Genomic DNA, 26,874 nt, shown 5'->3' with positions numbered 1-26,874 from the left:
TTTAAACAGCCGGGTTTCTTTCATTTCTAAAATTTCGATTCCCTAAAAATCTTACCAATATACAAATAGCGCCAATTACAACTGCTATTCCTATACTGTATAAAAGTACTCTACCATATCCACTTATTCTCGGATCTAAAAACGGATAAGGATACCAATTCACGATTGGACCACGTATTAAGCTATATAAAACGTAAAAAAACGGGAATAAGAGCCAACTTGCGGCTTGTTTCCAAGTGATTTTCTTATTTGGTGGATTTAATATCCAATCTAAAAGCATGGCAATTGGCATGATATAATGTAACACCGTATTTACCCATGGTATTGCGGTTTGAAGTGATTCTTCTAACCCTCTTAATAATAAAAAATAAATGAGTCCAGTCGTAAGTATGTATACAGTCGCTGCACCACGAAGTACACCAAACTGTTCTGATCGACCAAATGTAGCTGTTCCGATACTACTTAAAAGGAGAATACATGCAACTAAAATGTTACTTTCGATAGTGAAGAAACTGAAAAAATTAACTGGATTGAACGGTTTCACTTGTGCCCGTATTATAAATTGCGTAATGATTGCACTAAATGCTAGAAGGCTTAAACATAGTCTAAATAAAGATAATGTTTTTACATCCCCCATACAGTCCCTCCTCTTCTTATACAAACTTATAATTCTCCTGTACATGCTCAATAAATAACTTTAATGGAACGAGCCCACGTTTAGGCATATGACTACTAATTACAGCAACCACCTCTAACTGCGGAATGACAACGATGTATTGCCCGCCGTATCCCATAGCAAAGTACATACAATACGGTATGTGAAATCTTTCGTTATTCAATACCCACCAGTGATATCCATATGCCCCGACATGTTCATACGTTTCAAATAGAGGTGTACTTGATTCTTCTAACCATTTCGATGATACAATTTCATTCCCCTGCCAAATTCCATTCTGCAAACATAATATTCCGAGTTTTAATAAATCTTTAGATTTCATTTTCATACCGAAACCACCAACATATATTCCCTGGGAATCTTGTTGCCACTCATATTCTGTAATCTCTAACGGATTAAATAAGTACCTTTTCGCAAACTGTTCTGTCGGCATTCCAGTAGCTTTTTGGATAATGTAACTAAGTAAATGCGAAGACCCTGAGTTATAATTCATTTTTGTAGCCGGTTCTTCAATTATTGGTTTTTCTAATATATATTGCACCCAGTTCGCTGATTCTACAAAGTCATTCGGGAATACTACTCCATTTCCAAACTCTTTCCACTCCTCACCAGTAGTCATTGTTAATAAGTGATAAAGCGTCAAATCATGTTTTCCCTCAGGTACATTTTCAATCCACTCTGTAATAGGTGTATGTATATCATTTATATAGCCTTTATCAATTGCAATACCAATTAATAAAGATACGATACTTTTTGTAATCGAATTTATTTTATATAAGTTATTTGTACATTCGGGTGTTTTATAATACTCGGTTGTTAATTCTCCTTTTTGATAAACAAGAAATGTATTCACTTTTTTCTTTTCAAATTTATTTTCTAGCTGCTTGAAATTCAAAACTTTACCTCCGCTTAAAAAATCACTTCATTTATTTATATGTTGTAGCTTCTATTAAAACATAATTGAATTCAAATAAAAAAACAAACCTGTCAGTTTAGCTGACAGGTTTGTTTCTATAATTTCGTGCGAACATTCCAAAGCTCTGGGAAGAATCGTTGATCAAGTACTCGTTTTAAATAAGATACACCTGAAGATCCACCTGTTCCCATTTTATGTCCGATAATTCGTTCTACCGTTTTCATATGACGGAAACGCCATTGTTGTAGCCAATCTTCAATATCGATTAATTTTTCAGCAAGTTGGTATAAGTTCCAATACTTTTTCACATCGGCATACACTTCAAGCCATGCCGCTTCTACCGTGGCATCTTCTTCATAAGGCTGCGTAATATCACGATTCAACACATCTTTATGAATAGGGAATCCTTCTTTTACAAGTGCTTGAATTGCGACATCATACAAACTTGGTGCATGTAGCGCCGTATGAAGTCGAGCGTGTAATTCTGGATCTTTTTCATAAATTTTTAATGCATGCGGCGTTTTATAACCAAGCGCATACTCAATCATACGATATTGATACGATTGAAAACCTGAAGCTTGACCGAGCGAGTCACGAAACTCAATGTACTCGGATGGTGTTAATGTCGCAAGAATATCCCAAGATTGAATAATTTGCGACTGAATTTTTGATACACGCGCTAACATTTTAAAAGCTGGTTGTAATTTATCTTGTTTAATAGATTCAATTGCTGCATATAACTCATGTAAAATAAGCTTCATCCAAAGTTCACTTGCTTGGTGAATAACGATGAACAACATTTCATCATGGTGATCTGATAATCTCTTTTGAGAAGATAGTAAACTATCTAATTGTAAATATTCCCCGTACGTCATATTCTCTTTAAAATCCGTATGAATCCCTTTTTCCATAATTATCTTTTCGTTTTCTTTCATATTAGCCAAACGCCCCTTATATATATTTCTACTTATATTGGTCTAATAACTGCTCGAACTGGACTTCCATCTGCATCTGTTAAGGCAAGTGGTAATGCAATCAATTCATAATCGCCGTCTGCTACGTGATCTAGTACGACATTTTCTAAAATGTGTATGCCATGTTTAAATAATTGATGATGCGCTTCTAATTCTTTATCATCTAATGGATCAACTGACGGTACATCCACCCCGATTAAACGTATACCTTTCTCTGAAAGAAACGGTGCTATATCTGCATGTAAATGCGGGATTACATCTGGGAATTCATTCACTTTACCATGTGAAGATGTGCGTAATAACAACCGTTCTACTCCTTCTAAATTAAAGTTTTCTAATTCTTTTTTTCCGATGCTTTCAAGATTAGAAACGTCAATGATTCGTACTGGGCCGACATAAACTTGAATATCTAAATCTATTACTTTCTTTCCTTCATTATCAAAATGAAACGGTGCATCAATATGAGTACCTGTATGAATACTCATCGTTAATTTTCCAACATTTACTGAGCCACTCTCTTCTTTCGGCCATGATACTTCATACGAGAACGGTGTGTCCCCTGGCCAAGTAGCAATATCATTATTTAGCGGTTGTGAAATATCAATCCACTCTGATGTTTTCATACTTATGCCACAACCTCTCTCTTATTTTCAAACTGTTTATATTCTTCATCTTTCATGATTTTCTTTAATATTTGTACAGATTTCCACACTTCTTCGTATGTGTTATATAAAGCGACTGGCGCAAGTCTTACTCCATTAGGTGCACGGAAATCAGGGATAACTCCATTTGCTTTTAACGCTTTACATATGCGTGCTGCTTCTGCATGCTCTAAATAAATATGCCCGCCTCGTTTTTCATCCTCTAATGGATTTCCAATTGTAAATTCAAAATCACTTAATTCATGAGCAATTAAATTAAGCATGTATCTTGTAATATGTAAAGATTTTTCACGTAAACGTTCTATACCAGCCTCTTTAAAAATTTCAAGAGAACCGATTAACGGCGCTGTACTTAATACGTGAGGGGTACCAATTTGATATGCACCTGCATGATCAGCAGCTGTTAATGTATGTTCCATATCAAACTGCTTATCTTTTCTAGAGCTGAACCATCCAGACAATCCTGGAAGTCTATTACAATGCTTTTTATTTACATAAAGACCAGCAACACCACCAGGTCCTGCATTTAAGTATTTATAATTACACCAAATAGCGAAATCAACATCCCATTCTTTGAAATGATGCGGAATAGAACCAATCGAATGACATAAATCAAATCCGATATGAATACCACGCTTATGTGCTTCCGCTGTTAAACGTTTCATATCAAGAACTTGGCCACTTCTATATAGTACAGAAGGTAATAAAATTAACGCGATATCATCTGTCATTGCATGAATAATATCATCTTCAGAAAGTGTTCTACCATCTCGGCTCTTCACTCGTACTAAATGCTCATCTGGATCTAAGCCTTTTAAACGAATTTGACTTTGAAGTGCATATATATCGGACGGGAATGTCAACTCATCCGCAAGAATTTTTGTGCGAATTCCTTTCGGCTCATAGAAAGTTGCGATTACTTGATGAATATTCGTTGTCGTGGAACCGGTTACAATAGTTTCTTCTGGTAAAGCTCCAATAAGAGGCGCAGTCAATTCACCTAATTTCTCCGAAAGGAAAAACCAGGGATGCTCACCCTCGGTCCAGCCGTCAATACCGTACTCTTTCCATGAATCTAGCAAAGTAAGTAATGATTTTTCTGCTCTTTTTGAAAGTAGCCCTAATGAGTTTCCATCTAAATATATTGTTCCTTCTTTTTTATAAAATTCAGTTTGAAAATCTTTCAGTTCATCATGTTTATCACATTCAAGCGCATACTCATAAGTTGGTTGAAATGGTTCTGTATACATGGTGTCACCTTCTCTTAATTTTCTTTTTATTCTAACTAATTGAAATATATCACCTTAGTTGATATAACGTCAATGATATTATGTCAGTTGACTTTATATATGAATTTCTTTTACAATACAGTTATATTTTCAGATATTTCAGTATAAAGAGGTGGTTCTTTGAAAAACACTACTCTTTCATCAAGAAAACACCGCTCCTTAGAAACTAAAAAGAAACTTTTACATTCCGGATACATTGTTTTTATTAATAACGGATTTCAGAAAACAACCATTACGCAAATTATTAAACATGCAGAAACTGGTTATGGAACGGCATATGTATACTTCAAAAACAAAGATGATCTCCTCACCGTTTTAATGGAAGATGTTATGAATCAATTTTATGATATTGCTGAGCGCTCTTTTTCTCCTCAAACAAAAGAAGAAGCACGTAATATGATTCAAAACCAAGTGAGGGCATTCCTCCAACTAGCAGAGAAAGAACGAGCTATTTTACAAGTTGTAGAAGAAGCAATCGGGCTATCAAAAGAGATACGTCAAAAATGGGATGAGATTCGAGAACGATTTATAAACAGCATTACGCAAGATATTACATACTCTCAAGAAAATGGGTTAGCGCATCCTGAATTAAATAAAGAAACTGTAGCACGTGCTTGGTTCGCAATGAATGAGATATTTCTTTGGACGATTGTGAAAAATGATAAAAAATTAGAGTTAGAAGAGATAGTACATACATTGACGGAAATGTATACAACGGGGTTATATAAATAGCACACCTTCAATAAATAAGGTGTGTTATTTTACATCTATAAAAATATTTTATCTGGGTATGGTAGTGCTAAAGGAGGCTTTTCAGATAATGAGAAATATTGTAGTTTTAAAGATTCACCATCTATTGATTTCAGTTTTCCACTAGTAATTTCACATTCAAACACAACAACAATATATTCTACTTGATCGCCATTCGGATATGTATGGCGATACTCTTCTCCTCCAAACACCCCTTTTTGTTTTTTTACTTGCACTTTCAATCCTGTTTCTTCCCACACTTCACGAACTACTGCTTCTTCTGGAGTTTCTCCAGGCTCAATTGCTCCAGCTGGCAAACTCCAGTATTCCCCGCCAGGATATTGAAATAAAATATCTTCTTGCTCATTTTTTATAACCGCAGCTACACTCGGCATAAAAATTAGTTCATGGCCTAATTTCTCCCGGATTTTTTTATAATATAGCGACATAGACATATAATTCTCTCCCACTCCATTAATAAATACCTGTATTTTCTGATATCTATTGTATAATAATACCAAAAACGATTTCTATATAGAAAGGATCAGAAAATGTCTCAAGAAAAACTAGTAAATAAATTTCTATCATTTTTAGGTACTACAAATCAACCTACTAGCTTAAAGTTTTTAAATGAGCTTATTAAAGCTCATCAAGAAAAAATAAAGTGGGAAACTCTTACTAAAATAATTGACTGGGAAAAAGGTAATGAAACAGGTAATTATTTCCCTTCCATTGATACATACATAAACCGTATTACTACAAAAGGTCTGGGGGGTACTTGTTGGACGCACTCAATTGGATTTCATTGGTTATTATCAAACCTTGGTTTTGACGTTCATTATTTGTATATGAATCCCGGACATTTATGCTTACGCGTTAACTTAGAGCAGCCTTACTATGTTGATGTTGGTTACTGTGCACCTTTATTCCAAGCTTATCCACTTTATGAATCATTTCAAGTAAGTAATGTAAGGGAAACTTTTACTTATGAAGTCTCAAATAATAAGATTGAAATTACTAGAAATCCAGGTCCAGCAAAAATCTTACATACAGAGCCAATAGATTTATCAAGTATGAAAGAACTCATTACAAAGTCTAACGATTGGCATACATCTCCTGTATTAAAGAAAATTCAGATTTTCGGTTATATCGATGGTATTCCAACTTCTATTAATGATAATGTTTTAAAACAATATTTCCAAGATAAGAAAAGAGAACAAAGCCTTACATCTTCTGAACTTAATTATTGGATAACAGAAAGATTTTGTATTGATAAAGAAATATATGAACGAGCTATTGAGGTTTTCAATAAAAAATCTTTAAACAGTAAAAGCGTTACTCCTGAGATTGAGTAACGCTTTTACCTTCATACATATCTTTAATATTAATTTTCTTTATGATAAGCAGCTTCTACACATTCTGCTAGACGCTCAATTTGTTCCATAGTTAAACCTCGTGAAATCCAGCCTGTTAACTTATACATAATTTTATAGTAAAAATTACTAGGTTCATATTCTGAAATTAATGTAAGTGCTGTACCTTCCTCATCTTCTTCTAACATATAAGTCATTGCTGAATAACCTTGCTTCATTTCACTGCCAAGTGAAATAATATGAGGTGCATCGTATTCAAGGATTTCTACTTCAGCCTCGAATATTTTCTTACCGACTTTTTGAACAGTAATATATTTATCTCCTACACGTGGATTCTCTTTATCCATATTTGAAGGATAGCGATTTTCTATTATAAACGTATTCCATTCTTTTATTTTTTCATCTTCTATTATGTAGTCACATACAACATCCATTGGTGCTTTTATTACTATTTCTATTGCAAAACTCATTATACTGCCCCTCTCAAATACCCTATCCATTTCTATTTTAACTAAATCATTATGTCATATTTTATATAGTGAAATACAAGTAGAATTTTAATTTTTTATTAATTTAAAAACTTATTCATACAAAATATTTTATTAAAGATACAACAATTAAAAACAAAGCCACGAGTAATAAAGCGATCCCTATACTTCTATTTTCTTTTTCGTTATTTTTTAAATTTTGCACCCCTAAGCTAACTAACATAAAACCTAAAAGCGTTTGTAAAATTAGCATACTCATTTCCGAAGTATCATTCCAACTATAAATGGAATACCCCATTATAATAATTGCAAGTAAAACCGTTACGATCCTATTCATACGAAAATCCCTCCCATTTAAAAAGAAACCGCTAAGTTTCCTTAGCGGTTTTATTATCAATTTATATTTATAAAAATTGCTTTTCATGAATTTGATATAAGTCAAAAGGATTTTCTGGTCAATATAACTACGTATGTTAGTACACCTTTTCTTTATTCAGTCTACTTACAATTCCAACTATAAATTTATAATCAATCCTCCTCTTCTTAACCTTTTTAAACCCTTCTTTCGTATCAAAAATTAAACACGTTTTCCGAAACCACATTCGTACGTACAGTGACTCAAAATAAATAGGTTTTATAATTCCTCTTTCCTCAAATTCAGTTCCATCTTTATTTTCGGTTTCTGTTCGAACGAACCACCTATTTCCAATACCAATTTCAATATACTTCACATAAGTCCCCCTTTCGGAAATTTATTTCTAACTATTTTATTATTTCCCCGGTAAGCGCATATTCCGACAGAACATGAGCCCACAAAGAAAAAGTAGATTACAAAAATCTACTTTATAGCTTATATTTTTGCATTCGTTTATAAAATGTACTTCGAGGTACATCTAAAAGTTTTGCAGCTAACGAAACATTTCCGTTCGTCTTTTCTAGCGCTTCAATCATGCTGTCACGCTGTATTCTTTCGCGGAAATTTAATGTGTTCTCTATTTTATTTTCTGCTTGCAATGCAAGTTGATGTTGATTTCCCATCATTGTTTGTAATAAAAAAGAGATTTGTTTTTCGCATATTTCCTGTCCTTGCGATAAAATGTAAATGCGTTCTAATACATTTAATAATTCTCGAATATTTCCGGGCCATGTATGCTGATAAAATTGATTACAAATACTTTTTGGAAATACAACATTCCAATTCTTTTGTTCACAAAAATGTTTTATGAAGTATGGAATATCCTCTTTTCTTTCTATTAACGTTGGAACATAAAGCGGATAAACATGTAACCGATAATATAAATCTTGACGAAATTTCCCTTCTTCTACTAATCGCAATAAATCTTTATGTGTCGCAGTAATAATACGAATATTTACCGGTACCTCTTTTGAACTGCCAATTGGGGTTACTGTTCGTTCTTGTAAAACACGCAATAATGCGACTTGCATCTCTGGAGGCACTTCACCAATTTCATCTAAAAATATTGTTCCTCCATCTGCTTGTTCGAATTTCCCTTTATATCCTTGGCGCCGTGCACCTGTAAACGCTCCTTCGGCATAACCAAACAATTCACTTTCCATTAATTCTTTCGGTAATGAACCGCAGTTAACAGCTATAAATGGACCATTTTTTCTTGGACTATTTTCATGAATCGCTCTCGCTACATATTCTTTCCCTACACCTGTTTCACCACAAACATATACACTTGCGTCAGTTGGTGATACAAGCTTAATTTCTTCTAATGTATGTTGAAATGCACTACTTGTCCCAATCACTCCAGGAAAAGTGATGCCATTTATAAATGGGGACGTTGAAAATGATTTTACTTGTTTATTTTCCTTTACATAGATACATTTCCCAATCATTCTATTATTACTGTATACTGGAACTTCTAATTTAGTTTTCAATCCATAGTGCATTAAATCTGCAAGTTTCATTCGTGACCAATTACATACTCGTTCCCGAACCCTCTTGCTCGCAGAAACGATAACATCGCGATGATTACAAATTACTACTTGTTCATTACTGTCAATTACATCTAAAAAACGATGGATTAACTGCAGTTCATTTTGATGTACTCGAATACTACATTCACGTTCAATCGCATGTGCAATCGAAGTTACCATACCGAGCATATATGGATGCGAAAACTCAATCGGACAAGAGAAATCTAGAACGCCTATTAATTTCCCATCATCATTATGAATAGGAGCGGCCGCACAGCTCCAGCTATGAGATGCGACAGAATAATGCTCTGTACCACTTATCATAATAGCCTCTTCAATTTCTAACGCTGTTCCTATCGCATTTGTACCAACAGCCGCTTCCGTCCATTTCACACCTTCAACGAAATTAATATGTTTCGCTCGTTGCAACGTTTGTTTATTTCCACTTAACGATAGAACGTAACCGTCTGGATCGATTAATAATGCCATCATTTGCAGTTCATCAATGGTTTTTCTCATATTTTGTATTTGAGGTATTGCTATATCTAGGAAGATTTCACTCTTTTTCTTTTGGTCTTGAAAAATATTAGAAGACAAAATTTTCTGACCTTTATTCATATGAGGATTCACATTTGCATGTCTACATCGATACCATGACTCTGAAATTCTTTCGTTTATACGGTTCGAATCAAGGACACCTTCATCAACAAACTTTTTCCATGTATGTAAGTAAAACGGTGAAGCTAGCATTATATCATCTCCCTATTCATTATTTTGGAGATTTGTAAAAACATACTTTTATTATAAAACTGAATAAAAGCGTTTTCAACAAAACTAGAAAGACGACACAAATATGTTAATAATTTGAATATCTTAATGCGCTTCTTTATTCTTTTTTAGTAGCACTATATTTTTTATAATGGAAGCAAAGAAAATACATAACCAAAACCACTTTTGTGGATTTCCATTTATAAAGAAAACAATCACGGCTATTGCAAATAAAATTGTGGATGCTACACTAAAATATAATTTTGTTTTCATTCCCATTATCCCTCACATCTCTATCACTTTACAGTACACACTAACTCTTCATTTTTCATCTCTACTATGTACTCCTGAAAAACATATTTTTTCCCGCCATGTTTTTCATACCATTCATGTATTCTTCTAATATGCTTCTCGTCATTTCTAATCTTTGATTCTATTTCTTTATATTGTTCATAACTATCATATTCCCATATTGCAAACACTTCAGTCGTACCATTCTTATTATCTTTCATCCAGCGTCCTATTAGCCTGGAACCATGCTTTAACTGATTTGGTAAGTTTGTTTTATTAAAATGCTCATTAAATATTTCTATAAATTCATTCTTTACTATATAGTACTTTCTTCTATAAAACATACATTTCCAACACTTTTATAAACACCTCAAATACACCTTCCCATTACAACCGTATTATAATACTTTTCATCTGACAGTCTTTTATCATTTTTCAAAATTCCTTCTACTTCAAAACCTAATTTTCTATAAAGTTGAATGGCTTTTTCGTTTGTCTCTAATACTTGTAATGATATCTTTTTAATCTCATTTTCATCAGCCCAATGAATAGATTGTTGCAATAGACTCTTACCTATTCCATATCCCCAAAACTCTTTTAAAATACAAACGCCAAATTCTACTTTATGAGATAATCTCTTCAAATTTGACCCTTCGCATCTTGAAAACCCAACGATTCGGTTGTGCACTTCTGCAACTAAAAACAAATTCTTTGTCTCGCCACTATCTGCTTTTATTATTTTTTGAAAACCTATCTTATCTATAAATCCCTCTCCAGCTTCTCTATCCATGTTTTCAGTTTCTCCATCGATTTGAACTCTAATTTCCGATAACTGTTCCGCATCTGTTTCAGTTGCCGAACGAATTGTATAAACTAATCCATTTATGTGGAATTTTTGTCCTTTTATAATCATTTCAAGCTCCTTTTAAAAGTAGTCTATTGATGCTATTACAATTTCTTTACCTTGTTTCTCAAATTGTTGAATCGTTTCTTTACTAGCCTCTGAATCTGTTATTATAAGGTCAATTTCAATCAGTGATTCTCCTTTTATAAAGTAGTCTATTCCAAGTTTATTGTGAGGAACTAAACAAATATTTCGTCTAGCAATCTTATTTACTGTTTTACTAAAATAAGCAACTTCAGGCGTTGCAGTACTTATACCATTCAATGAAATGCCACCACCTGTAGAGAAATACAGATCAATAGAGAATCTACTTATCCATTCTGAGGCAAGTGTATCTGTCATATTTCCTGATGGTTTCACCTTTCCACCAATTAAGTACGTATCAATGTTCTTATATTCCCGTAACGTACTAGCAATTTCTATAGAATTTGTAACAACTGTAAATGATGTTTCAGGTAAATATTTTAACATGACATAATGAATAGAAGTCCCACCAATAAAAACAGAATCTCCTTCTTGTATATAAGAAGCTGCGATTTTTGCAATTGCGTCTTCATATACAGAACCATTACTATAACGTTCAAATCGCTCAGCAGCTAAATTCCTTACTCGAGCAAGTTCAATTGCACCTCCGTGCGTTCTTTTTAATAAGCCATCCTTCTCCATAATAGACAAATCTCTTCTTATTGAATCAATAGACATATCAAAACTTTCCGCAAGATCTTTAGCAATTACCCTTCCGTTTTTCTTAAGTAACTCCAAAATTTTCTCTCTACGCTCTTCAGTAAACATGTTCTCACCACTATCATTGAATATTCTTAAAATTTATCCATCTTTTAATTATATGCATGTTTTTTCTGTTTTACAATATTTTCAATACTTCTGTATTCAGCTCTATACAGGTTTTCTCCCTTTTTCTATCCCATTAAATTAACAACTAAATAAATGCATATTTGCATGTTTCACAATTATACTTCCATTCATCCTTCTATTAATGTAAAATTATTCCTATGTCTCACTTTTTAACACAGAAAGGAATTATTATGAAATCTATAATGAAAGTAACTTGTACAGCATTATTATTTACAGGACTAATGGCAGGATGTAATGGGAATACTGCACCAAAACAAGAAAAGAGCGCTCTTGAAAAGAATGCAATGCATTATGGGGAAATAGTTAAAAATGAATACTATAGAGCAACTGTTGAAAATGCTAAATTCGAAAAAATAGACAAAGAATGGCGCATTACTACTCGTGTTATGATTAATAATGTTCGAGATGATGGACAAACTATTGATCTTTCGGAAATAAAATATTTCATACAAGATGAAAAAACTGGTCAGAAATATGAAGGTGAAGCTCATCCGATATATGACGAGCACTATAAAAATGTTCCACACGAATTCTCTTTAACTACTGACGTTGTATTTGAACTGAAAACTTCACCAAAAGATTTAAATAATATGTATCTATACATAGATAGCAAAGCCGCGCCGTTAACAGATACATATTGGAAACTTGATAATTTAGCAACTAAATAAAAAACAGTCAAATACGACTGTTTTTTTGTTTGTAAAGTCATCAAGTTTACTAGTAATCTATCTCCAGCAATACATCTTTTGCACAAATCGTTACTTCTTCAGCTTCCCTCCTAAAACATTTTAACATCCAACAAAATCGATATATCTATTTATTATATCATTCTAATACCTATTTTTTCTAAAGAAAAAAATGCAAAACTGTAAATATTCCACCTTTCACTTCTAAAACTTCAGAATATTTACGATAGTTGATAATTAGAATACATTTTACTAGTACAAAAATCTAAACAAAAAGGGATGGTTATATGTTGAAGAAATTAGTAGCAGGTACATTAGTAGTGGGATTTGCATTAACTGGAGGACTAGGAGTAGCAAGTGCTGAAGAAAAAGGTAACACAATTAAGTCTTTTGATTATTTAAAAGTGGATGAACAGAATGTTAATTCTCTTACAAAATTAAGTGATCAAGATAAGAAAGACATCCAAATTACTATGGTATTACCAGAGCAAAATGAAAATGGAGATTGGCTAGCTTATGGTTTTACTAGCCGCGAAACATTAGATACTTATATTGAAAAGGATAAAAAAGTACTTAAAAATAAAATCAATCCTTTAGGTAGCGGTGCTGGTAGTACTGATTTTTATGAACATAAAGATAAAGGTGGCCAATATATTTACTGGAGCAGCGGTTTTAAAAACTTACCTTCTAGCTGGAATGACAGAATTTCTTCTGTAAGTACAGCATCGCCTTCAGCAAGTTATTCAACGACACTTTGGGAGCATACTTCTACACAAGGATATGGAAAAGGTGTTATATTTAAACACGCTGATTGGTACGGTAAAACTGCTAATTTAGCTGCTGATTGGAACGATATTACTTCAGCGATTGACGTAAAAAAATAATAGGATATTCAATTTCTTCTGTAAAAATTCAAACCACTATTCTCTCATACATTTAGAGAATAGTGGTTTATTACACTTCCATTTAAGCATGTACAGCATGTCCTACCGCTTGCAATAGCGCTTCATGAATCGCTTCAGATAAAGTAGGGTGCGCTGCAATATAATCTCTCATAATATCGGCAGTAACTTCTGTATGAATCATTACAGTTCCTTGTCCAATCAGTTCGGTTGCACGTGGACCAATAATAGAAATCCCTACAATTTCTTGATATTTAGGTTCCACAATGACTTTTACTTTACCCGTTTGTTCTCCAATAATAAGCGCTTTTCCATTTGCTGAAAAAGGAAACTCTCCGATAAGAATATCACCATATTGCTCTCTTGCTAATTTTTCACTTAAACCGACACTAGCAATTTCTGGAGCTGTATAAATACAGCGAGGTACAGCATGATAGTTTACTTTTACATCTTCTCCACTCGCATGTAATGCTGCTGTCGTTCCTTCATGAAAAGCAACGTGAGCAAGCTGGATTCCACCAATCACATCACCCGCTGCGTAAATATGTGATACATTGGTTTGCATATGTTCATTCACAGAAATTCCTTTATTTGAATATTGAATGCCTGCTTTTTCTAAATCTAATTGTTGTACACGTGGTTTTCGGCCGACAGAAACGAGAACAAATTCTGGATTAACTACTTGGGTACTTCCTTCATATTCAAATGAAGCTTGCTTTTTATAATTATTTAATCCTTTTAAAGCTGCTCCTGTAAATATTTCTACCCCATCATTTTCTAGTTTCCCTCTTAAAATGTGTGCGATATCTTCATCTTCACCAGGTAATAATTGCGGTGCCATTTCAACAATCGTAACTTTTGTTCCAAGACGACTATAAATACTTGCAAACTCGCATCCTATTACACCACCACCAACAATTAATAATGATTTCGGTATATTTTCTAGGGACATTGCATGGCTACTATTTAAAATCCATTTCCCATCAAATGTAGCAGAAGGTAATTCAGTCGGTTCTGAACCTGCTGCAATAATGAATTGTTCTCCATCTACTACAATTTCTTTACCACCGTGTGTAACTCTCACACGATGATCCGTTTCAAATTTTGCTTTACCTTGTATAGCTTTTATTTTATTTTTCTTCATTAAATATTGAATTCCTTGGACGAGCTGTGTTACAACTTGTGATTTCCTCGCCTGCATTTGCTTCCAATCAACTGAAATACTTCCTTCGTTAAGCATAACTCCATAATGATTCGCTTTTCTCACAATGTCATGCACTTCTGCACTTTCTAACAATGATTTTGTAGGCATGCACCCAACATTTAAACAAGTCCCGCCAAGATCAGCTTCATCAATAAGAGTGACTTCTTTTCCACTTTGAGCCGCGGTAATTGCTGCTACATAGCCAGCAGGTCCGCCACCAATAACGACTAGTTTACTCATTCTCTCACCTTCTCTTTATAAAAGAATTGTTACAGGTTCTCCTAAATAACGTTTAATTGTGCGTAAAAATGCAGCTGCTGGTGCACCATCTAATACACGATGATCGAATGTTAAACTTAAAGGTAACATACTGCCTTTTTTTATTTTCTTCCCTTTATATACTGGAACATGTTCAATTGCACCTACACCTAAAATACCAGTTTCAGGTGTATTTAATACTGGCGTAAAATATTCAATACCGAAGCTACCTAAATTACTAATTGTAAAGGTTGTCCCTTGCATATCATCACTACTTAAACTACCTTCTCTTGCTTTTTGTGCAACGTTTTTAATTTGTTTAGATAACTCTACTAAAGATAGATTATTAGCAAATCGAATAGCTGGAACGACTAATCCTTTTTCTAATGCGACTGCCATGCCTAAATGAACATGTTCAAATTGATGAATTGTATCATCCATATAAGCGCTGTTCATTTCTTTATGCTCTCCAAGCGCTAATACAACAGCACGAGAAACGAAATCCGTAATAGTTAGTTTGTTATCGTATCGTTTTTGTACAACTGCCGCTATTTCTTTATGTAAAGCAACTAAATCTGTAACATCTACTTTCATCGTTAATGTTAATTGCGCACTATTTTGTAAACTTGCATGCATACGGTTTGCGATTGCTTTCCGCATACCAGTAACAGGAATTGCTTTACTTTCTTCTTGTTCAAGTACTTCTGGAATTGTTACTCTTTCTTCAATCACTTTTAATACGTCTACTTTTGTAATCCTTCCGCCAGGGCCTGTACCAACTAATGCTTTGATATCTAGATTTTCAGACTTTGCAATTTTCTTCGCTACAGGTGAAATTTTGATTCTTTGCTTCGCCACTTCTTTCGCATATGGTTCTGGATGTTGGACCTTTTTAGGCTCTAGATTAGGTGCTTTTTCTTCTACAACATTTATACTTTCATTGATTTCTACTTTTTCGTTCAGCTTACCGATATAGCAAATGACAGTGCCAGGTGGAACTCCCTCATCTTCACTTACAGCTATATCAAGAACAGTTCCATCCGCTGGTGCTTCTATTTCAGTTTCGATTTTTTCCGAATTAATACTAGCAATTAGTTCACCTTTTGATACATGATCGCCTGCTTTAATATTCCAGCTCGTAATAATACCTTCTTTCATCGCCATACCTAACTTCGGCATTACAACTTCTACAGCCATGCTTCTCTCTCCCTTCTCATCGTTTTATTACACATGTAATAAAGATTGGTCTCCGATCATTTCTGATACAGTTTCAATTACTTTTTCCGGCGTTGGTAAATATAACTTTTCAAGTGGTGGCGAGAACGGAACTGGTGTATGTGGTGCTGTAATTCGTTTAATAGGTGCATCTAACAAATCGAATCCTTTATCCGCTACAATTGCCGCAATATCCGTTGCGATACTACATCTTGGATTTGCTTCATCAATAACAATAAGGCGATTTGTTTTTTCAACTGATGCTAAAATCGTATCTTCATCCAGTGGTGATAAAGAACGTGGATCAATTACTTCTACTTCAAGTCCTTTTTTCGATAATTGCTCAGCGGCTGCAAGTGCTGTATGAACTTGTTTTCCAATGGCGACGATTGTTACATCAGAACCTTCACGTTTTATATCTGCTTTACCTAATGGAATTGTATAATACCCTTCCGGCACTTCACCTTTCATATTGTAAAGTGTTTTATCTTCAAAGAAGATTACTGGGTCATCATCTTCAATTGCCGCTAATAATAAGCCTTTTGCGTCATATGGAGTAGAAGGAACGACAACTTTTATACCTGGAATGCTCGTAAATAACGCATACAAACTTTGTGAATGTTGTGCAGCTGCGCTAAAACCTGCACCATGCATCGTACGTACTGTAACTGGCACTTTCGCTTTACCACCGAACATATAGCGGAACTTTGCACCTTGGTTTAATACTTGATCAAGACAACTACCGATAAAATCATTAAACATTAATTCAGCAATCGGACGTAGTCCTGTTGCCGCAGCTGCCATTGCTGCTCCCATGTAACCCGCTTCTGAAATTGGTGTATCTAAAATACGATTTCGGCCAAATTCTTGTACAAGGCCTTTCGTAACACCAAGAACACCGCCCCATGCTTCATCATCTTGCAAGTGATCAACTTGTGCACCACCTGCAACGTCTTCTCCTATTAAAATTACGTTTTCATCACGACGCATTGAGATTTTCATCGCTTCATTAATTGCAGTTGACATACTTACTGTTCTAGTCATTATTTTTCACCCTCCTCTTATTTGTAAGAAACGTATACATCTTTTAATAACTCTTCATCCTCTGGATATGGACTATTTTCACTAAATTCAATTGATTTTTGAACCGCTTCATCTACTGCCTTTTCCATATCTACAAGCTCAGATTCAGTTAATAAAGCTTCATGAATTAAATGCTTACGGAAATTCACAATCGCATCTTTTTCATTTAAATGTTCTTCTTTTTCTTCTGAAGTTTTATACGTTTGTGCTTCACCTTCGAAATGACCGTAATTACGATATGTCATACATTCAATTATTGTTGGACCACCGCCATTACGAGCACGTTCTACTGCTTCTTCCGCTGCTTTATACACCGCAAGCAAGTCCTTTCCATCCACTTGAACACCTGGAATATTGTAAGCTTTCGCTCGATCTGCAATGGAATCACAACTTGAAGCATATTCAAATGTTGTCGCTTCACCGTAACCGTTATTTTCTGCGATAAAAATAACTGGTAATTTCCAAATCGCCGCTAAATTAACCCCTTCGTGAAATGTTCCTTCATTATTTGCTCCGTCACCGAAGAAACAAACACTTACATCTTTCGTTCCTTTATATTTAGCTGTTAATGCTGAGCCGCAAGCAAGCGGGAAACCACCACCTACAATGCCATTTGCACCAAGCATTCCTTTATCTAAATCAGCAATGTGCATGGAGCCGCCTTTACCTTTACATAACCCTGTCGCTTTCCCAAAAAGTTCAGCCATCATACCGTTTAAATCGCAACCTTTTGCGATACAGTGTCCATGTCCTCTATGCGTACTTGTAATACTGTCACGATCCGTTAAGTGGGCACATACACCAACTGCTACCGCTTCTTCACCTGCGTATAAATGGACGAAACCTGGCAGCACGCCTTGAGCGAACAATTCATGTACCTTATCTTCAAACTTACGAATCTCTAACATTTTTTCATACATCCAACGAGCTTGTTCTTTCGTAATTTCATTCCCTTTACTTTCAGTTGTTTTTAACATGTCCAGCCCTCCTATTTTCTTGTTCATCTTTTATATTGCAAGTACTGTGCCAAATTCTAATCCTTGATTTAATAGGGTTTCTCTTTTCTTTCAAAATAAAAAAGTGGACAAAATGAGACACCTGTCTCGTTTTGTCCACTTTTGTTCACCTAATTTGAGAATCATTATTTTATTCATGATCAAAACTCTTCTGTAACTTCCGAATGTAAATAATTTGACCAATATGATAAGCATTATGAGTTGTGACATTTGCTAGCACTTCCCACCACTTTGCACATACTGGGAATCCAACTACATCACTTTCTACCTTTTCTTTATTTATTAGCTTTTGCCATAGTAACAGTTTCTCCAGTAGTTTTTCTCTTAATTCATCGAAAGATTGATTATCTGAAAGCATAAAACTTTTGTTATTATCACCAATAGCGGGCACAGCATTCACATTTGATTCTTTATACCTCGTTTGCCACGTTGAGTTCCAATACAGTAAATGTTGTACAATTTCAGCTATACTATTACTCTCTTCATTCGGTTTCCAGAAAGCTTCTCTCTCAGATAGATCTTTCACTGCATCTGAAAACGGAATATACCAACTAGGATCGTTCGCATTCGCTAATAACTGATCTGCTAATACATCTTTCACATGGGCCATTTCTCTTCCCTCATTTCATTATCATATTAATATACACTACTTTATATACGCTGATTTCCTATAATCCCCTTTTTTACATACAAATTGGTTTCATAATGAATGTAAGAATAATAGATTTTCTTACTATAACTCGTTATGATAAAAGAAAAAGAAAGCGAGCGACCAATGAATAAAAAAATCGCGGTTATTACAGGAGCTTCAAGTGGATTCGGACTATTAACTACACTCGAACTCGCAAAAAAAGATTATTTAGTTATCGCAACAATGAGAAACCTTGAAAAACAAGGAAACTTATTATCTCAAGCTACTCAACTCAACTTACTGCAAAACATAAAAATTCAACAATTAGATGTAACCGATCAAAACTCTTTACATAACTTTCAATTATTTTTAAAAGAAATAAACAAAGTGAACCTCCTCATTAATAATGCAGGATATGCCAATGGGGGCTTTGTAGAAGAAACTCCAGTAGAGGAATACCGTAAACAATTTGAAACGAACCTATTTGGAGCTATTTCAATTACTCAGCTTGTTTTACCTTATATGAGAGAACAACAAAGCGGAAAAATTATTAATATAAGCAGCATTAGTGGTCAAGTTGCATTCCCTGGTCTATCTCCTTACGTTTCTTCAAAATATGCATTAGAAGGATGGAGTGAATCCCTTCGTTTAGAAATAAAACCTTTTGGAATAGATGTTGCTTTAATAGAACCAGGTTCTTATAACACAAATATTTGGGAAGTTGGTAAACAACTAGCTACAAACCAATCTGATACATCTTCTCCTTACAAAGAATATATGGATAAAATACAAAAACATATTAATAGCGGCAGTGATACATTTGGCAATCCGATAGATGTTGCTAATAAAATTGTAGAAATTGCTGAATCTAAGCGTACGAATTTACGATATCCGATTGGAAAAGGTGTAAAATTTATGATCTTTGCAAAGAAAATTCTTCCTTGGAGATTGTGGGAATATCTTGTTTTGAGAAGCTTTAAGAAAATGTAATTACCTTTATTGAAAAACATTTTGAAAGAGGTGCTAATTAAATGTTAGGTTTACCCTATGGTAAAGTGTTTTTAGTTCCGTGGACTGAAGAGTGGGCAATTGAATTTGTAAAGGAGAAACAATTCATTGAGGAATAAATTGGCGAACATATTTTAGCGATACACCATATTGGTAGTACTTCTATTCCACATTTAAGTGCAAAGCCCATTATTGATATAGCAATTGAATTAGAAAATTATAGGGACGGTATACATTGTATTAAAAAATTAGAACTACTAAACTATAAATATAGAAAAGATGTATTGCCTGAACGATATTATTTTAATAAAGGTGAGCCAAGAACTCATCAAATTCATATGTATGAACGAGGGAATACATATTTAATAGAACAATTGCAATTCAGAGATTACTTAATAGACAATAAAACTGCTCGTATACAGTATGAACAATTAAAGATTCAACTTTCACAAGCTAATCCTAATGATAAACATCAATATGCAGAGGATAAAACAAATTTCGTTACATCCACATTAGCCAAAATAAATGATGCATTTAAATAAGAAACCATTTAGTAGTAAATGGTTTCTTATTTATCAGCTAAATCTTGTTTTGTGCCATCAATAATAAAATCTGCAAACTCATGTGGCTTATGACTTTCTACATATATATTTTCAGCAATCATCAACACCTATTATTAGTAGTGATTGCTCTACAGACTTCACTCGAATTTGTTCTAATATTTCATCCCCTTATTTTATATCTATAAACTTACTTTTACGCTGAAATCGGATCAAAGTAAAGTAGTAATGAAATCATAATTACAAATGCAAATAAACCGATTATCGAAAGAATGTATTCTTTCGATTCCCTATCAAATTTCCACTCCATCCATGCCCGTAACGTCCATAACGTTCCAAAAAAAATGAAAAGGGCATACCCTACATTTGCATTTTCATTGCTAGTAACATAAATCATACTACTAACAAAATAAATAATAAACAAGACTATTTCCAATTTTACATGCAAGCTATTTACATGCTTATATCCAAAGAAACCCCTCTTCTCCATATTCAACTTTCTTCTTAAAAATTGCTCAAAAAAATAGCCAGCTATACAAAAAACAAAAATTATAATCCAAAACGTAGAGGTTCTCATTTACATCCCTCCTATTCCTTCATTTGCTTTTTGAAATAAAGTGAACTATATTACGATTATCTTCTTCTAAATAATCTACAATCCCTTCAGGATATGTTGACTTCATCTTTAACTCTTCTATACTTTTCCATATTAATATAATATTCTCATGTTCTTTATGCCTTATCTCATTTGTAATCATCTCTTGAACAGCTCCCCAATGCATCAATGTACAATGGTGACCTTTTTCGTTGTTCCACTCGAAAATATGCTCATTTACAACAGCTAGCTCTTGGACATCAATCTTCAAATCGTATTCTTCCATTAATTCTCGCATTATTGCTTCTTTTGCTGTTTCACCGAATTCAATAGAACCACCTGGAAAACGATAAAATATTTCTCTTAAATCACATTGTACAAGTACTTTAGAATGATCTTCATTTAAAATCATTGCTTCAGCACGTAATTTAGGTATCTTCATTTCGTCTCCCCATTCATTCCACATATGATTAAATCCAATAGTTATAAAAGAAAAGATTAATCATAATTCCAGTTATTATTAATAATGGAACTACGCCTAAAGAAATGACATATTCCCTCGATTCTTTATCATATTTCCACTCCATATATGATTGAAAGCAGTATAAAGTTATTAAAAATAATATGGGTAAATTACTAATATAAATAGGATTTAAAGTGGCACATATCAGCGTAACAATTATATAAGAAACGATAAGAGCCCTAGTGCCCCATTTATGAGCGTTGTTTACATATTTACTATTCCAGTCTGTTTGTTTCGGTATATTTAATTTTTTTCTCACTACTTTTTCCAAAACAACTAAGAATATGATCCATACTATTAATAAAATTCCTTTAACTAAAAACAGTGATGTCTCCTCCTTTACTTTTTATCTGGCTGATCACTCGGATAAGTAGCTTTTCCTTTATTATCAATGTCCCAACTAATAATTGTCGCACTATCTCGTCCGAATTGATGATGAACGTGCTCTAATACATGATGAACACTTTCTTCAAGTTTTATATTATTTCTATTCATATCATTATATAGATTTAATGGTGTTTCATATCGACGTTCTCCGTATTCTAATACCCCATCTGTCACCATTACAATTCGATTGTTGCCAGTACGTAATTCACGAATTCCTGATGAATAGCAAGGAACAGGTAAATCAAAAGTATTTACGTTACCAATCCATTCGTAAAAATGACGTTGATTTAACGCATATTGTCCTAATTTGTGTAATTCATCATGAAATACATACACTAAACAGTCGCCGATAGATAACCACCATATGTAGTTTTCTTTTCTTACACATAGTAAGCAAGCTGTTTCACCTTTAATTCTTTGGCACTTTTCCTTAAATAAAGAAGATTGAAAGATAGTAAGAATATGATTTTCAATAGATCGAAATACTGTATCAATCGATTCATTCATCATTTCTTTTATATTTTCATATTCTTTTTGAATTGTATTTACTACTAAATCAACACTTTCTGCACTATTATGTCCATCTAATATAGCTGCAAATTCCCAATCACCATTTGACCAAACTAACGCACCATCTTCGTTCTTGTTTGCTCCGGCACTTATATTTCCGCCGTATTTACCAATTACGATTTCACCATATTGCTTTATCGAAATTTCGTCTAAGCACATTTCTCTACTTCCAACCCATGAATATTGTCTATTATTTGTTATATTCATATTCACTCACCATATACTTTCGTATTCTTTCGCATAGTTTTTTGATTTTTTCTGTATCACCATAAGGCGCACCCATCCATTTCGCTACTTCAGTCGGTGACCAAAACTCTTTTGGTGTATTTGCATAACGCGGTATGATGTGCATATGCATATGTGGTACACCATTTCCTGAAACAAACGTGTAAATATGTTCTGCACCTTCACTTTCTTTTAGTGCTTTACTTACTCTACTTGATATAAGTCCGAACCTTTTCGCTTCTTCATCTGTTAGTTCAGCAAGACCAGGTACATGTCTTTTTATATCTATCATTACATAACCAAGATACGTTTCTTCGCTATCCCAGTGGACATGTCCAACGTAAACGAGTTCATCTTCGTAAATAGCTCCACCTGGAACTGTAATATTTCCTTTATGTTTTTCACAAATGAAGCAATTTTGTTCTTCTTGATTATTTGTTGGCATATCCATCACCATCCTTTTTATATATAATATCATAAAAAAAGGAAAAATAGGATTTATATTCTGAAAATTCATTCTTTTAATGCGACAATTTTGAATTGAATTTACACCTCATTTTTTCTTCAAAACCACAACTCCAATTACAATCCCAATCACAATTCCGATTACTAAATTATTTGTAAAATAACCTTGAAATACACCGATTACAACTCCTATACCGACGCCTATTGCCAAGGCATCATTGCTTTTTTTCTTTTTAGACAACATAGCATCTCCTCCCATAATTTCTTCTAAAATAATATCTATTTACATGACTTCACTGTCTCCTAATATATTCGCTATTCCACTTAATAATTTCCAAAAAATGTACTTTATTATTTATACTTTTCCAGCACATAATCCTCTTCTTAAGAAGAGATTTTCAAGTCGCTATTAAACAAACATATCGTTATTCATCGAAGAGTTAAATCAATGAAATAAAAAAACAAGTTTGTGCGCCAGCTGGCGGCTCTTTCATTGTTCATATGTAATTTATTCAAACAAAAAACACACTTTGTATAATAAAGTGTGTTTTTTGTTTATCTTCTTTTTTGATGAAATCCTTGTGTAATGCGGTCTAATATAATCGCAATGACAACAATGGCTAGTCCGGCTTCAAATCCCATTCCGATATTAACTTGTGTTACAGAACGGTATACATCAACTCCAAGACCTGGAGCTCCTACAAGCGATGCTGTTACTACCATTGATAAAGAGAGCATAATACTTTGGTTCACACCAGCCATGATCGTTCCGGTTGCGAGTGGTAATTGTACTTTAAATAATTTTTGTGATGCGGTAGAGCCAAACGCATTCGCTGCTTCTATTAAATCTTCTGGAACTTGTCTAATTCCTAAGTCAGTAAAACGAATTGTCGGTGGCATTGCAAAGATTACCGATGCAATAATCCCAGGTACTACACCTACTCCAAAAAATGTAATCGCGGGAATAAGATATACGAAAGCCGGCATTGTTTGCATAAAATCTAATGTTGGTTTTAAAAATTTTGAAAACCGTTCATTTTGCGAAGCTAAAATACCAATTGGTATACCTACAATGATTGAAATAATAACAGATGTAAGTACAAGAGCTAATGTCTGCATCGTCTGTGCCCAGTAGTTAATATTTAAAATAAATAATAACCCGATCAGTGTAAAAATAACTAAAGATACTTTTCTCGTTGTGTACCAAATGAGGAAACACAAAATAATAATCATCAATATAGCCGGTATTATTGTTAAAAAATTAGTGAGTAAATCAACGAATCCGCCGATAATATAAGAGAATCCTCGGAATAAGCCTTCAAAGTGCTCATATAAACTTGCAACAAATGAGTCGACCCATTCCCCTAAGGGAATACGTGGTATACTATTCATCGTCTTTCACCTCTTCCTCAATATTACCTGCAAGAGCTTGAATGACACTTTCACGTTTAATAATTCCTCTTAATCTTTTCTTCTCATCAATTACTGGTAACGGATATTTCATCTCCGCCATTTTCGCATACGTTTCTTCCAGTAAAGTATCTAAATACACGTGCGGGATATCGGTAAGTAATAAATCAGCAATTGGCCACTGTTTTTGAACTGCTTTACTCGCATCATCTGCCGTTAATATTCCTAAAAACTCATACTTTTTGTTAACAACATACACTGTAGAAACACCGGCATTTCTCATAATTTGAAGTGCTACACGTGGTCCACGGTCAATTAATAACGTCTCTGGTCGTTTTAATATAGATTCCGCCGTTATTACTTTTCCTAAATTCACATCCGCCACGAATTTCTCTACAAATTCATTCGCAGGACTCATCATAATTTCTTCTGGCGTTCCAATTTGGACAACTTCTCCATCTTTCATTAACGCAATTCGATCACCAATTCGAAGGGCTTCATCTAAATCATGCGTAATAAAAATAATTGTTTTTTCCATTTTATCTTGTAATTCTAACAGTTCATCTTGCATTTCTTTTCGAATCAGTGGATCTAATGCACTAAATGACTCATCCATAAGTAAAACATCCGGATCATTCGTAAGCGCTCTCGCAATGCCGACACGCTGTTGCATACCACCACTCAGTTGACTTGGATAATTATCTTTATGATGGTCTAATCCAACTAACTTCAAGGACTCTAACGCTTTTCTCTCTCGTTCCTCTACTGGAACTCCTTGTATTTCCAACCCATATGCAACATTTTGCAAAACGGTACGATGAGGGAATAGAGCGAATTTCTGAAACACCATACTCATTTTCGTTCTTCTCACTCTTCGCAACTCTTCTTTGCCCATCGTTGCGATATCTTCTCCATCTATGTATATATGCCCCGCTGTTGGTCTAATCAGTTGGTTTAACATACGAACTAACGTCGATTTCCCGCTACCAGACAATCCCATAATAACGAAAATTTCTCCCGTATATACTTCGAACGTCGCCTTTTTTACGCCAACGTTCATTCCTGTCTCTTTCAAAATTTCCGATTTACTTTTTCCTTCTTTTAATAAGGTAAGCGCTCTTTGCGGGTGTTTCCCAAATACTTTTGTTACGTTTTCAACACGTACCTTTGTATTATCCATGTCACTACTCCTTTTCTACCCATCTATTCACATAGTGTTGCGATTTTGCAAAGAAATATTACATAAAAATAACATTTATAAGATTTCTTTAAAATTCTCTTTTCCGTTCATAATAAGAATGCTTACTTATACATTTATTTAAAAAGCAAACGTTTCTTAGGAGGTTTTTAATGAGAAAGAAAATATGGCTCATATGCCTTGCATTATTTATTACTATGATTTTCTCTTCATGTAATGCAACAAATGCAAATTCGAAAGGAAAAATTAAACTAGGTGTAACAAGTTGGAAAGAAAACATTGCAACAGCAAACATGTGGAAAGTTCTATTAGAACAAAAAGGCTACAAAGTTGAGCTTATGTATTTAGAAAAAGCGGCAATTTGGACTGGTGTTGCTCGCGGTGATGTTGATGCTAATTTAGAAGTATGGCTACCCGTTACGGATAAACCACTAAATGATCGTTATAAAGATGATATTGTCTTAAAATCAAAATGGTATGAAGGAACCGGACTAGGTTTAGTTGTCCCTTCTTATGTGAAAAACATAAACAGCATTGAAGATCTAAATGCACATAAAGATGAACTAGATAATAAAATTGTCGGAATTGAACCTGGCAGCAGCCTAATGAATTTAACAAATAAGGCGATGAAGGAATATGATATTAAACTAAAACTTGTCCAATCTTCTGAAGCGGCGATGATGAGTGAACTAAAGAAAGCATATACGAAAAAGAAACCAATCGCTGTTACGCTTTGGAATCCGCATTGGGGCTTTTCAGAATTTGATTTAAAATATTTAAAAGACCCTAAGAAAGTATATGGTGAAAAAGATGACATTTATTACTCTGTTCGTAAAGGTTTCGAAAAAGATCATCCAGATATCATAAAATACTTTGACAAATGGAAAATGAACGATGAACAGCTCGGTACATTAATGGTCGAGTTAAATAAAACGAAAGATCCCGAAGAAGCGGCGCGAAAATGGATTAAAAAGAACCAAACGTTAGTTGATGAATGGATTAAAGATTAAAAAACCAGGCTAGAGAATGA

Annotated in this window: 32 protein-coding genes and 2 pseudogenes; 7 read left to right on the top strand and 27 right to left on the bottom strand. The window is 34.0% G+C overall.

Translation table 11 applies throughout. The features are described 5' to 3' along the window. Nucleotide 1: 1 nt before the first annotated feature. The 5 genes from MR083_RS03030 to kynU form a co-directional block, all read right to left on the bottom strand. Nucleotides 2-637, bottom strand: a complete 636-nt coding sequence (locus MR083_RS03030) for a Pr6Pr family membrane protein (RefSeq protein WP_046647304.1) — start codon at nt 635-637, stop codon at nt 2-4. A 16-nt stretch (nt 638-653) separates the two neighbouring features. Continuing rightward, the gene (locus MR083_RS03025; protein ID WP_001009748.1) at nt 654-1,571 is read right to left on the bottom strand and encodes a serine hydrolase domain-containing protein; all 918 of its coding nucleotides are present in this window, start codon (nt 1,569-1,571) and stop codon (nt 654-656) included. A 116-nt stretch (nt 1,572-1,687) separates the two neighbouring features. Further along, nucleotides 1,688-2,527 carry a tryptophan 2,3-dioxygenase gene (gene kynA, locus MR083_RS03020; RefSeq protein ID WP_000661937.1) on the bottom strand — a complete coding sequence of 280 codons (840 nt, stop codon included), beginning with the start codon at nt 2,525-2,527 and terminating at the stop codon, nt 1,688-1,690. Between the two features lie 32 nt (nt 2,528-2,559). Next, nucleotides 2,560-3,189 (bottom strand): arylformamidase, encoded by a 630-nt coding sequence (gene kynB, locus MR083_RS03015; protein ID WP_000858052.1) that lies wholly within the window; start codon nt 3,187-3,189, stop codon nt 2,560-2,562. A 2-nt stretch (nt 3,190-3,191) separates the two neighbouring features. Further along, a complete protein-coding gene (gene kynU, locus MR083_RS03010; RefSeq protein WP_062821645.1) occupies nt 3,192-4,478 on the bottom strand; it encodes a kynureninase in 1,287 nt (428 codons plus the stop codon). A gap of 159 nt (nt 4,479-4,637) precedes the next feature. Between kynU and MR083_RS03005 the strand changes: the two genes are divergently transcribed. Continuing rightward, on the top strand, nt 4,638-5,249 hold the full coding sequence (locus MR083_RS03005) for a TetR/AcrR family transcriptional regulator (protein ID WP_000799595.1): 612 nt from the start codon (nt 4,638-4,640) through the stop codon (nt 5,247-5,249). 35 nt (nt 5,250-5,284) lie between these two features. On the opposite strand, the gene MR083_RS03000 is transcribed toward MR083_RS03005, so the two are convergent. Continuing rightward, nucleotides 5,285-5,722 (bottom strand): NUDIX hydrolase, encoded by a 438-nt coding sequence (locus MR083_RS03000; protein WP_000062910.1) that lies wholly within the window; start codon nt 5,720-5,722, stop codon nt 5,285-5,287. Between the two features lie 96 nt (nt 5,723-5,818). Here MR083_RS03000 and MR083_RS02995 point away from each other — a divergent pair, with 96 nt between their 5' ends. Then, nucleotides 5,819-6,622, top strand: coding sequence for an arylamine N-acetyltransferase (locus tag MR083_RS02995; protein WP_016717659.1), 804 nt, complete (start codon nt 5,819-5,821; stop codon nt 6,620-6,622). A gap of 29 nt (nt 6,623-6,651) precedes the next feature. On the opposite strand, the gene MR083_RS02990 is transcribed toward MR083_RS02995, so the two are convergent. From MR083_RS02990 to MR083_RS02960, 7 genes are all read right to left on the bottom strand, one after another. After that, nucleotides 6,652-7,110, bottom strand: coding sequence for an SRPBCC family protein (locus tag MR083_RS02990; protein ID WP_242268485.1), 459 nt, complete (start codon nt 7,108-7,110; stop codon nt 6,652-6,654). Between the two features lie 115 nt (nt 7,111-7,225). Then, entirely contained in the window at nt 7,226-7,465 is a 240-nt protein-coding gene (locus MR083_RS02985) for a DUF3953 domain-containing protein (protein WP_001080079.1), read from the bottom strand. Between the two features lie 136 nt (nt 7,466-7,601). Continuing rightward, nucleotides 7,602-7,859 carry a DUF3977 family protein gene (locus MR083_RS02980; protein ID WP_000873848.1) on the bottom strand — a complete coding sequence of 86 codons (258 nt, stop codon included), beginning with the start codon at nt 7,857-7,859 and terminating at the stop codon, nt 7,602-7,604. Nucleotides 7,860-7,971: 112 nt separating this feature from the next. Beyond that, complete coding sequence (locus tag MR083_RS02975; protein WP_242268484.1) at nt 7,972-9,822, bottom strand: sigma-54-dependent Fis family transcriptional regulator; 1,851 nt, start codon at nt 9,820-9,822, stop codon at nt 7,972-7,974. A 314-nt stretch (nt 9,823-10,136) separates the two neighbouring features. Further along, complete coding sequence (locus MR083_RS02970; protein WP_061182598.1) at nt 10,137-10,475, bottom strand: NIPSNAP family protein; 339 nt, start codon at nt 10,473-10,475, stop codon at nt 10,137-10,139. A gap of 26 nt (nt 10,476-10,501) precedes the next feature. Further along, nucleotides 10,502-11,044, bottom strand: a complete 543-nt coding sequence (locus tag MR083_RS02965) for a GNAT family N-acetyltransferase (protein ID WP_000584356.1) — start codon at nt 11,042-11,044, stop codon at nt 10,502-10,504. Between the two features lie 12 nt (nt 11,045-11,056). Further along, nucleotides 11,057-11,827, bottom strand: coding sequence for a DeoR/GlpR family DNA-binding transcription regulator (locus MR083_RS02960; RefSeq protein WP_000493617.1), 771 nt, complete (start codon nt 11,825-11,827; stop codon nt 11,057-11,059). Nucleotides 11,828-12,078: 251 nt separating this feature from the next. Between MR083_RS02960 and MR083_RS02955 the strand changes: the two genes are divergently transcribed. Both MR083_RS02955 and MR083_RS02950 read left to right on the top strand, forming a co-directional pair. Further along, the gene (locus tag MR083_RS02955) at nt 12,079-12,576 is read left to right on the top strand and encodes a hypothetical protein (RefSeq protein WP_000836196.1); all 498 of its coding nucleotides are present in this window, start codon (nt 12,079-12,081) and stop codon (nt 12,574-12,576) included. Between the two features lie 305 nt (nt 12,577-12,881). After that, nucleotides 12,882-13,478: a hypothetical protein gene (locus MR083_RS02950; protein ID WP_242268482.1), complete on the top strand. Its 597-nt coding sequence runs from the start codon at nt 12,882-12,884 to the stop codon at nt 13,476-13,478. Between the two features lie 82 nt (nt 13,479-13,560). On the opposite strand, the gene lpdA is transcribed toward MR083_RS02950, so the two are convergent. The 5 genes from lpdA to MR083_RS02925 form a co-directional block, all read right to left on the bottom strand. Continuing rightward, nucleotides 13,561-14,940, bottom strand: coding sequence for a dihydrolipoyl dehydrogenase (lpdA, locus tag MR083_RS02945; protein ID WP_242268480.1), 1,380 nt, complete (start codon nt 14,938-14,940; stop codon nt 13,561-13,563). A 15-nt stretch (nt 14,941-14,955) separates the two neighbouring features. Then, nucleotides 14,956-16,155: a dihydrolipoamide acetyltransferase family protein gene (locus MR083_RS02940; RefSeq protein WP_242268479.1), complete on the bottom strand. Its 1,200-nt coding sequence runs from the start codon at nt 16,153-16,155 to the stop codon at nt 14,956-14,958. A 27-nt stretch (nt 16,156-16,182) separates the two neighbouring features. Next, nucleotides 16,183-17,217, bottom strand: coding sequence for an acetoin:2,6-dichlorophenolindophenol oxidoreductase subunit beta (gene acoB, locus MR083_RS02935; protein WP_000198893.1), 1,035 nt, complete (start codon nt 17,215-17,217; stop codon nt 16,183-16,185). A 17-nt stretch (nt 17,218-17,234) separates the two neighbouring features. Beyond that, nucleotides 17,235-18,233: an acetoin:2,6-dichlorophenolindophenol oxidoreductase subunit alpha gene (gene acoA / locus MR083_RS02930; protein ID WP_242268477.1), complete on the bottom strand. Its 999-nt coding sequence runs from the start codon at nt 18,231-18,233 to the stop codon at nt 17,235-17,237. Nucleotides 18,234-18,402: 169 nt separating this feature from the next. After that, nucleotides 18,403-18,882, bottom strand: a complete 480-nt coding sequence (locus MR083_RS02925) for a DinB family protein (protein ID WP_000951600.1) — start codon at nt 18,880-18,882, stop codon at nt 18,403-18,405. 165 nt (nt 18,883-19,047) lie between these two features. Here MR083_RS02925 and MR083_RS02920 point away from each other — a divergent pair, with 165 nt between their 5' ends. Further along, nucleotides 19,048-19,893 (top strand): oxidoreductase, encoded by an 846-nt coding sequence (locus MR083_RS02920; protein WP_242268475.1) that lies wholly within the window; start codon nt 19,048-19,050, stop codon nt 19,891-19,893. A 41-nt stretch (nt 19,894-19,934) separates the two neighbouring features. After that, nucleotides 19,935-20,453: pseudogene (locus MR083_RS02915) on the top strand (GrpB family protein). Between the two features lie 26 nt (nt 20,454-20,479). Here the strand turns inward: MR083_RS02915 and MR083_RS02910 are convergent. The 9 genes and pseudogenes from MR083_RS02910 to MR083_RS02870 all read right to left on the bottom strand — a co-directional run. Beyond that, nucleotides 20,480-20,575, bottom strand: a pseudogene (locus MR083_RS02910) (uridine kinase); the annotation flags it as partial. Nucleotides 20,576-20,667: 92 nt separating this feature from the next. Next, entirely contained in the window at nt 20,668-21,048 is a 381-nt protein-coding gene (locus tag MR083_RS02905; protein WP_001260750.1) for a DUF4181 domain-containing protein, read from the bottom strand. Between the two features lie 19 nt (nt 21,049-21,067). After that, nucleotides 21,068-21,508 carry an NUDIX domain-containing protein gene (locus MR083_RS02900; protein WP_242268473.1) on the bottom strand — a complete coding sequence of 147 codons (441 nt, stop codon included), beginning with the start codon at nt 21,506-21,508 and terminating at the stop codon, nt 21,068-21,070. A gap of 28 nt (nt 21,509-21,536) precedes the next feature. Continuing rightward, nucleotides 21,537-21,860 (bottom strand): DUF4181 domain-containing protein, encoded by a 324-nt coding sequence (locus MR083_RS02895; RefSeq protein WP_113711978.1) that lies wholly within the window; start codon nt 21,858-21,860, stop codon nt 21,537-21,539. Between the two features lie 68 nt (nt 21,861-21,928). Next, nucleotides 21,929-22,753, bottom strand: a complete 825-nt coding sequence (locus MR083_RS02890) for a PP2C family serine/threonine-protein phosphatase (RefSeq protein WP_242268467.1) — start codon at nt 22,751-22,753, stop codon at nt 21,929-21,931. Then, a complete protein-coding gene (locus MR083_RS02885) occupies nt 22,737-23,222 on the bottom strand; it encodes an HIT family protein (RefSeq protein ID WP_029141132.1) in 486 nt (161 codons plus the stop codon). The genes MR083_RS02890 and MR083_RS02885 overlap by 17 nt, the downstream gene beginning before the upstream one ends. 102 nt (nt 23,223-23,324) lie before the next feature. Continuing rightward, the gene (locus MR083_RS02880) at nt 23,325-23,495 is read right to left on the bottom strand and encodes a glycine zipper domain-containing protein (protein ID WP_242268465.1); all 171 of its coding nucleotides are present in this window, start codon (nt 23,493-23,495) and stop codon (nt 23,325-23,327) included. A 296-nt stretch (nt 23,496-23,791) separates the two neighbouring features. Then, complete coding sequence (locus MR083_RS02875) at nt 23,792-24,628, bottom strand: ABC transporter permease (RefSeq protein WP_001084762.1); 837 nt, start codon at nt 24,626-24,628, stop codon at nt 23,792-23,794. Continuing rightward, nucleotides 24,621-25,826 carry a quaternary amine ABC transporter ATP-binding protein gene (locus MR083_RS02870; protein WP_000370623.1) on the bottom strand — a complete coding sequence of 402 codons (1,206 nt, stop codon included), beginning with the start codon at nt 25,824-25,826 and terminating at the stop codon, nt 24,621-24,623. The genes MR083_RS02875 and MR083_RS02870 overlap by 8 nt, the downstream gene beginning before the upstream one ends. 170 nt (nt 25,827-25,996) lie before the next feature. Here MR083_RS02870 and MR083_RS02865 point away from each other — a divergent pair, with 170 nt between their 5' ends. After that, on the top strand, nt 25,997-26,854 hold the full coding sequence (locus tag MR083_RS02865; protein ID WP_001227648.1) for a glycine betaine ABC transporter substrate-binding protein: 858 nt from the start codon (nt 25,997-25,999) through the stop codon (nt 26,852-26,854). The last annotated feature ends 20 nt before the right edge of the window (nt 26,855-26,874 follow it).

The sequence above is a fragment of the Bacillus cereus group sp. BfR-BA-01408 genome (genome assembly GCF_022663305.1).
Lineage (GTDB): Bacteria > Bacillota > Bacilli > Bacillales > Bacillaceae_G > Bacillus_A > Bacillus_A pacificus.
This window is presented reverse-complemented; position numbering and strand designations above follow the sequence as displayed.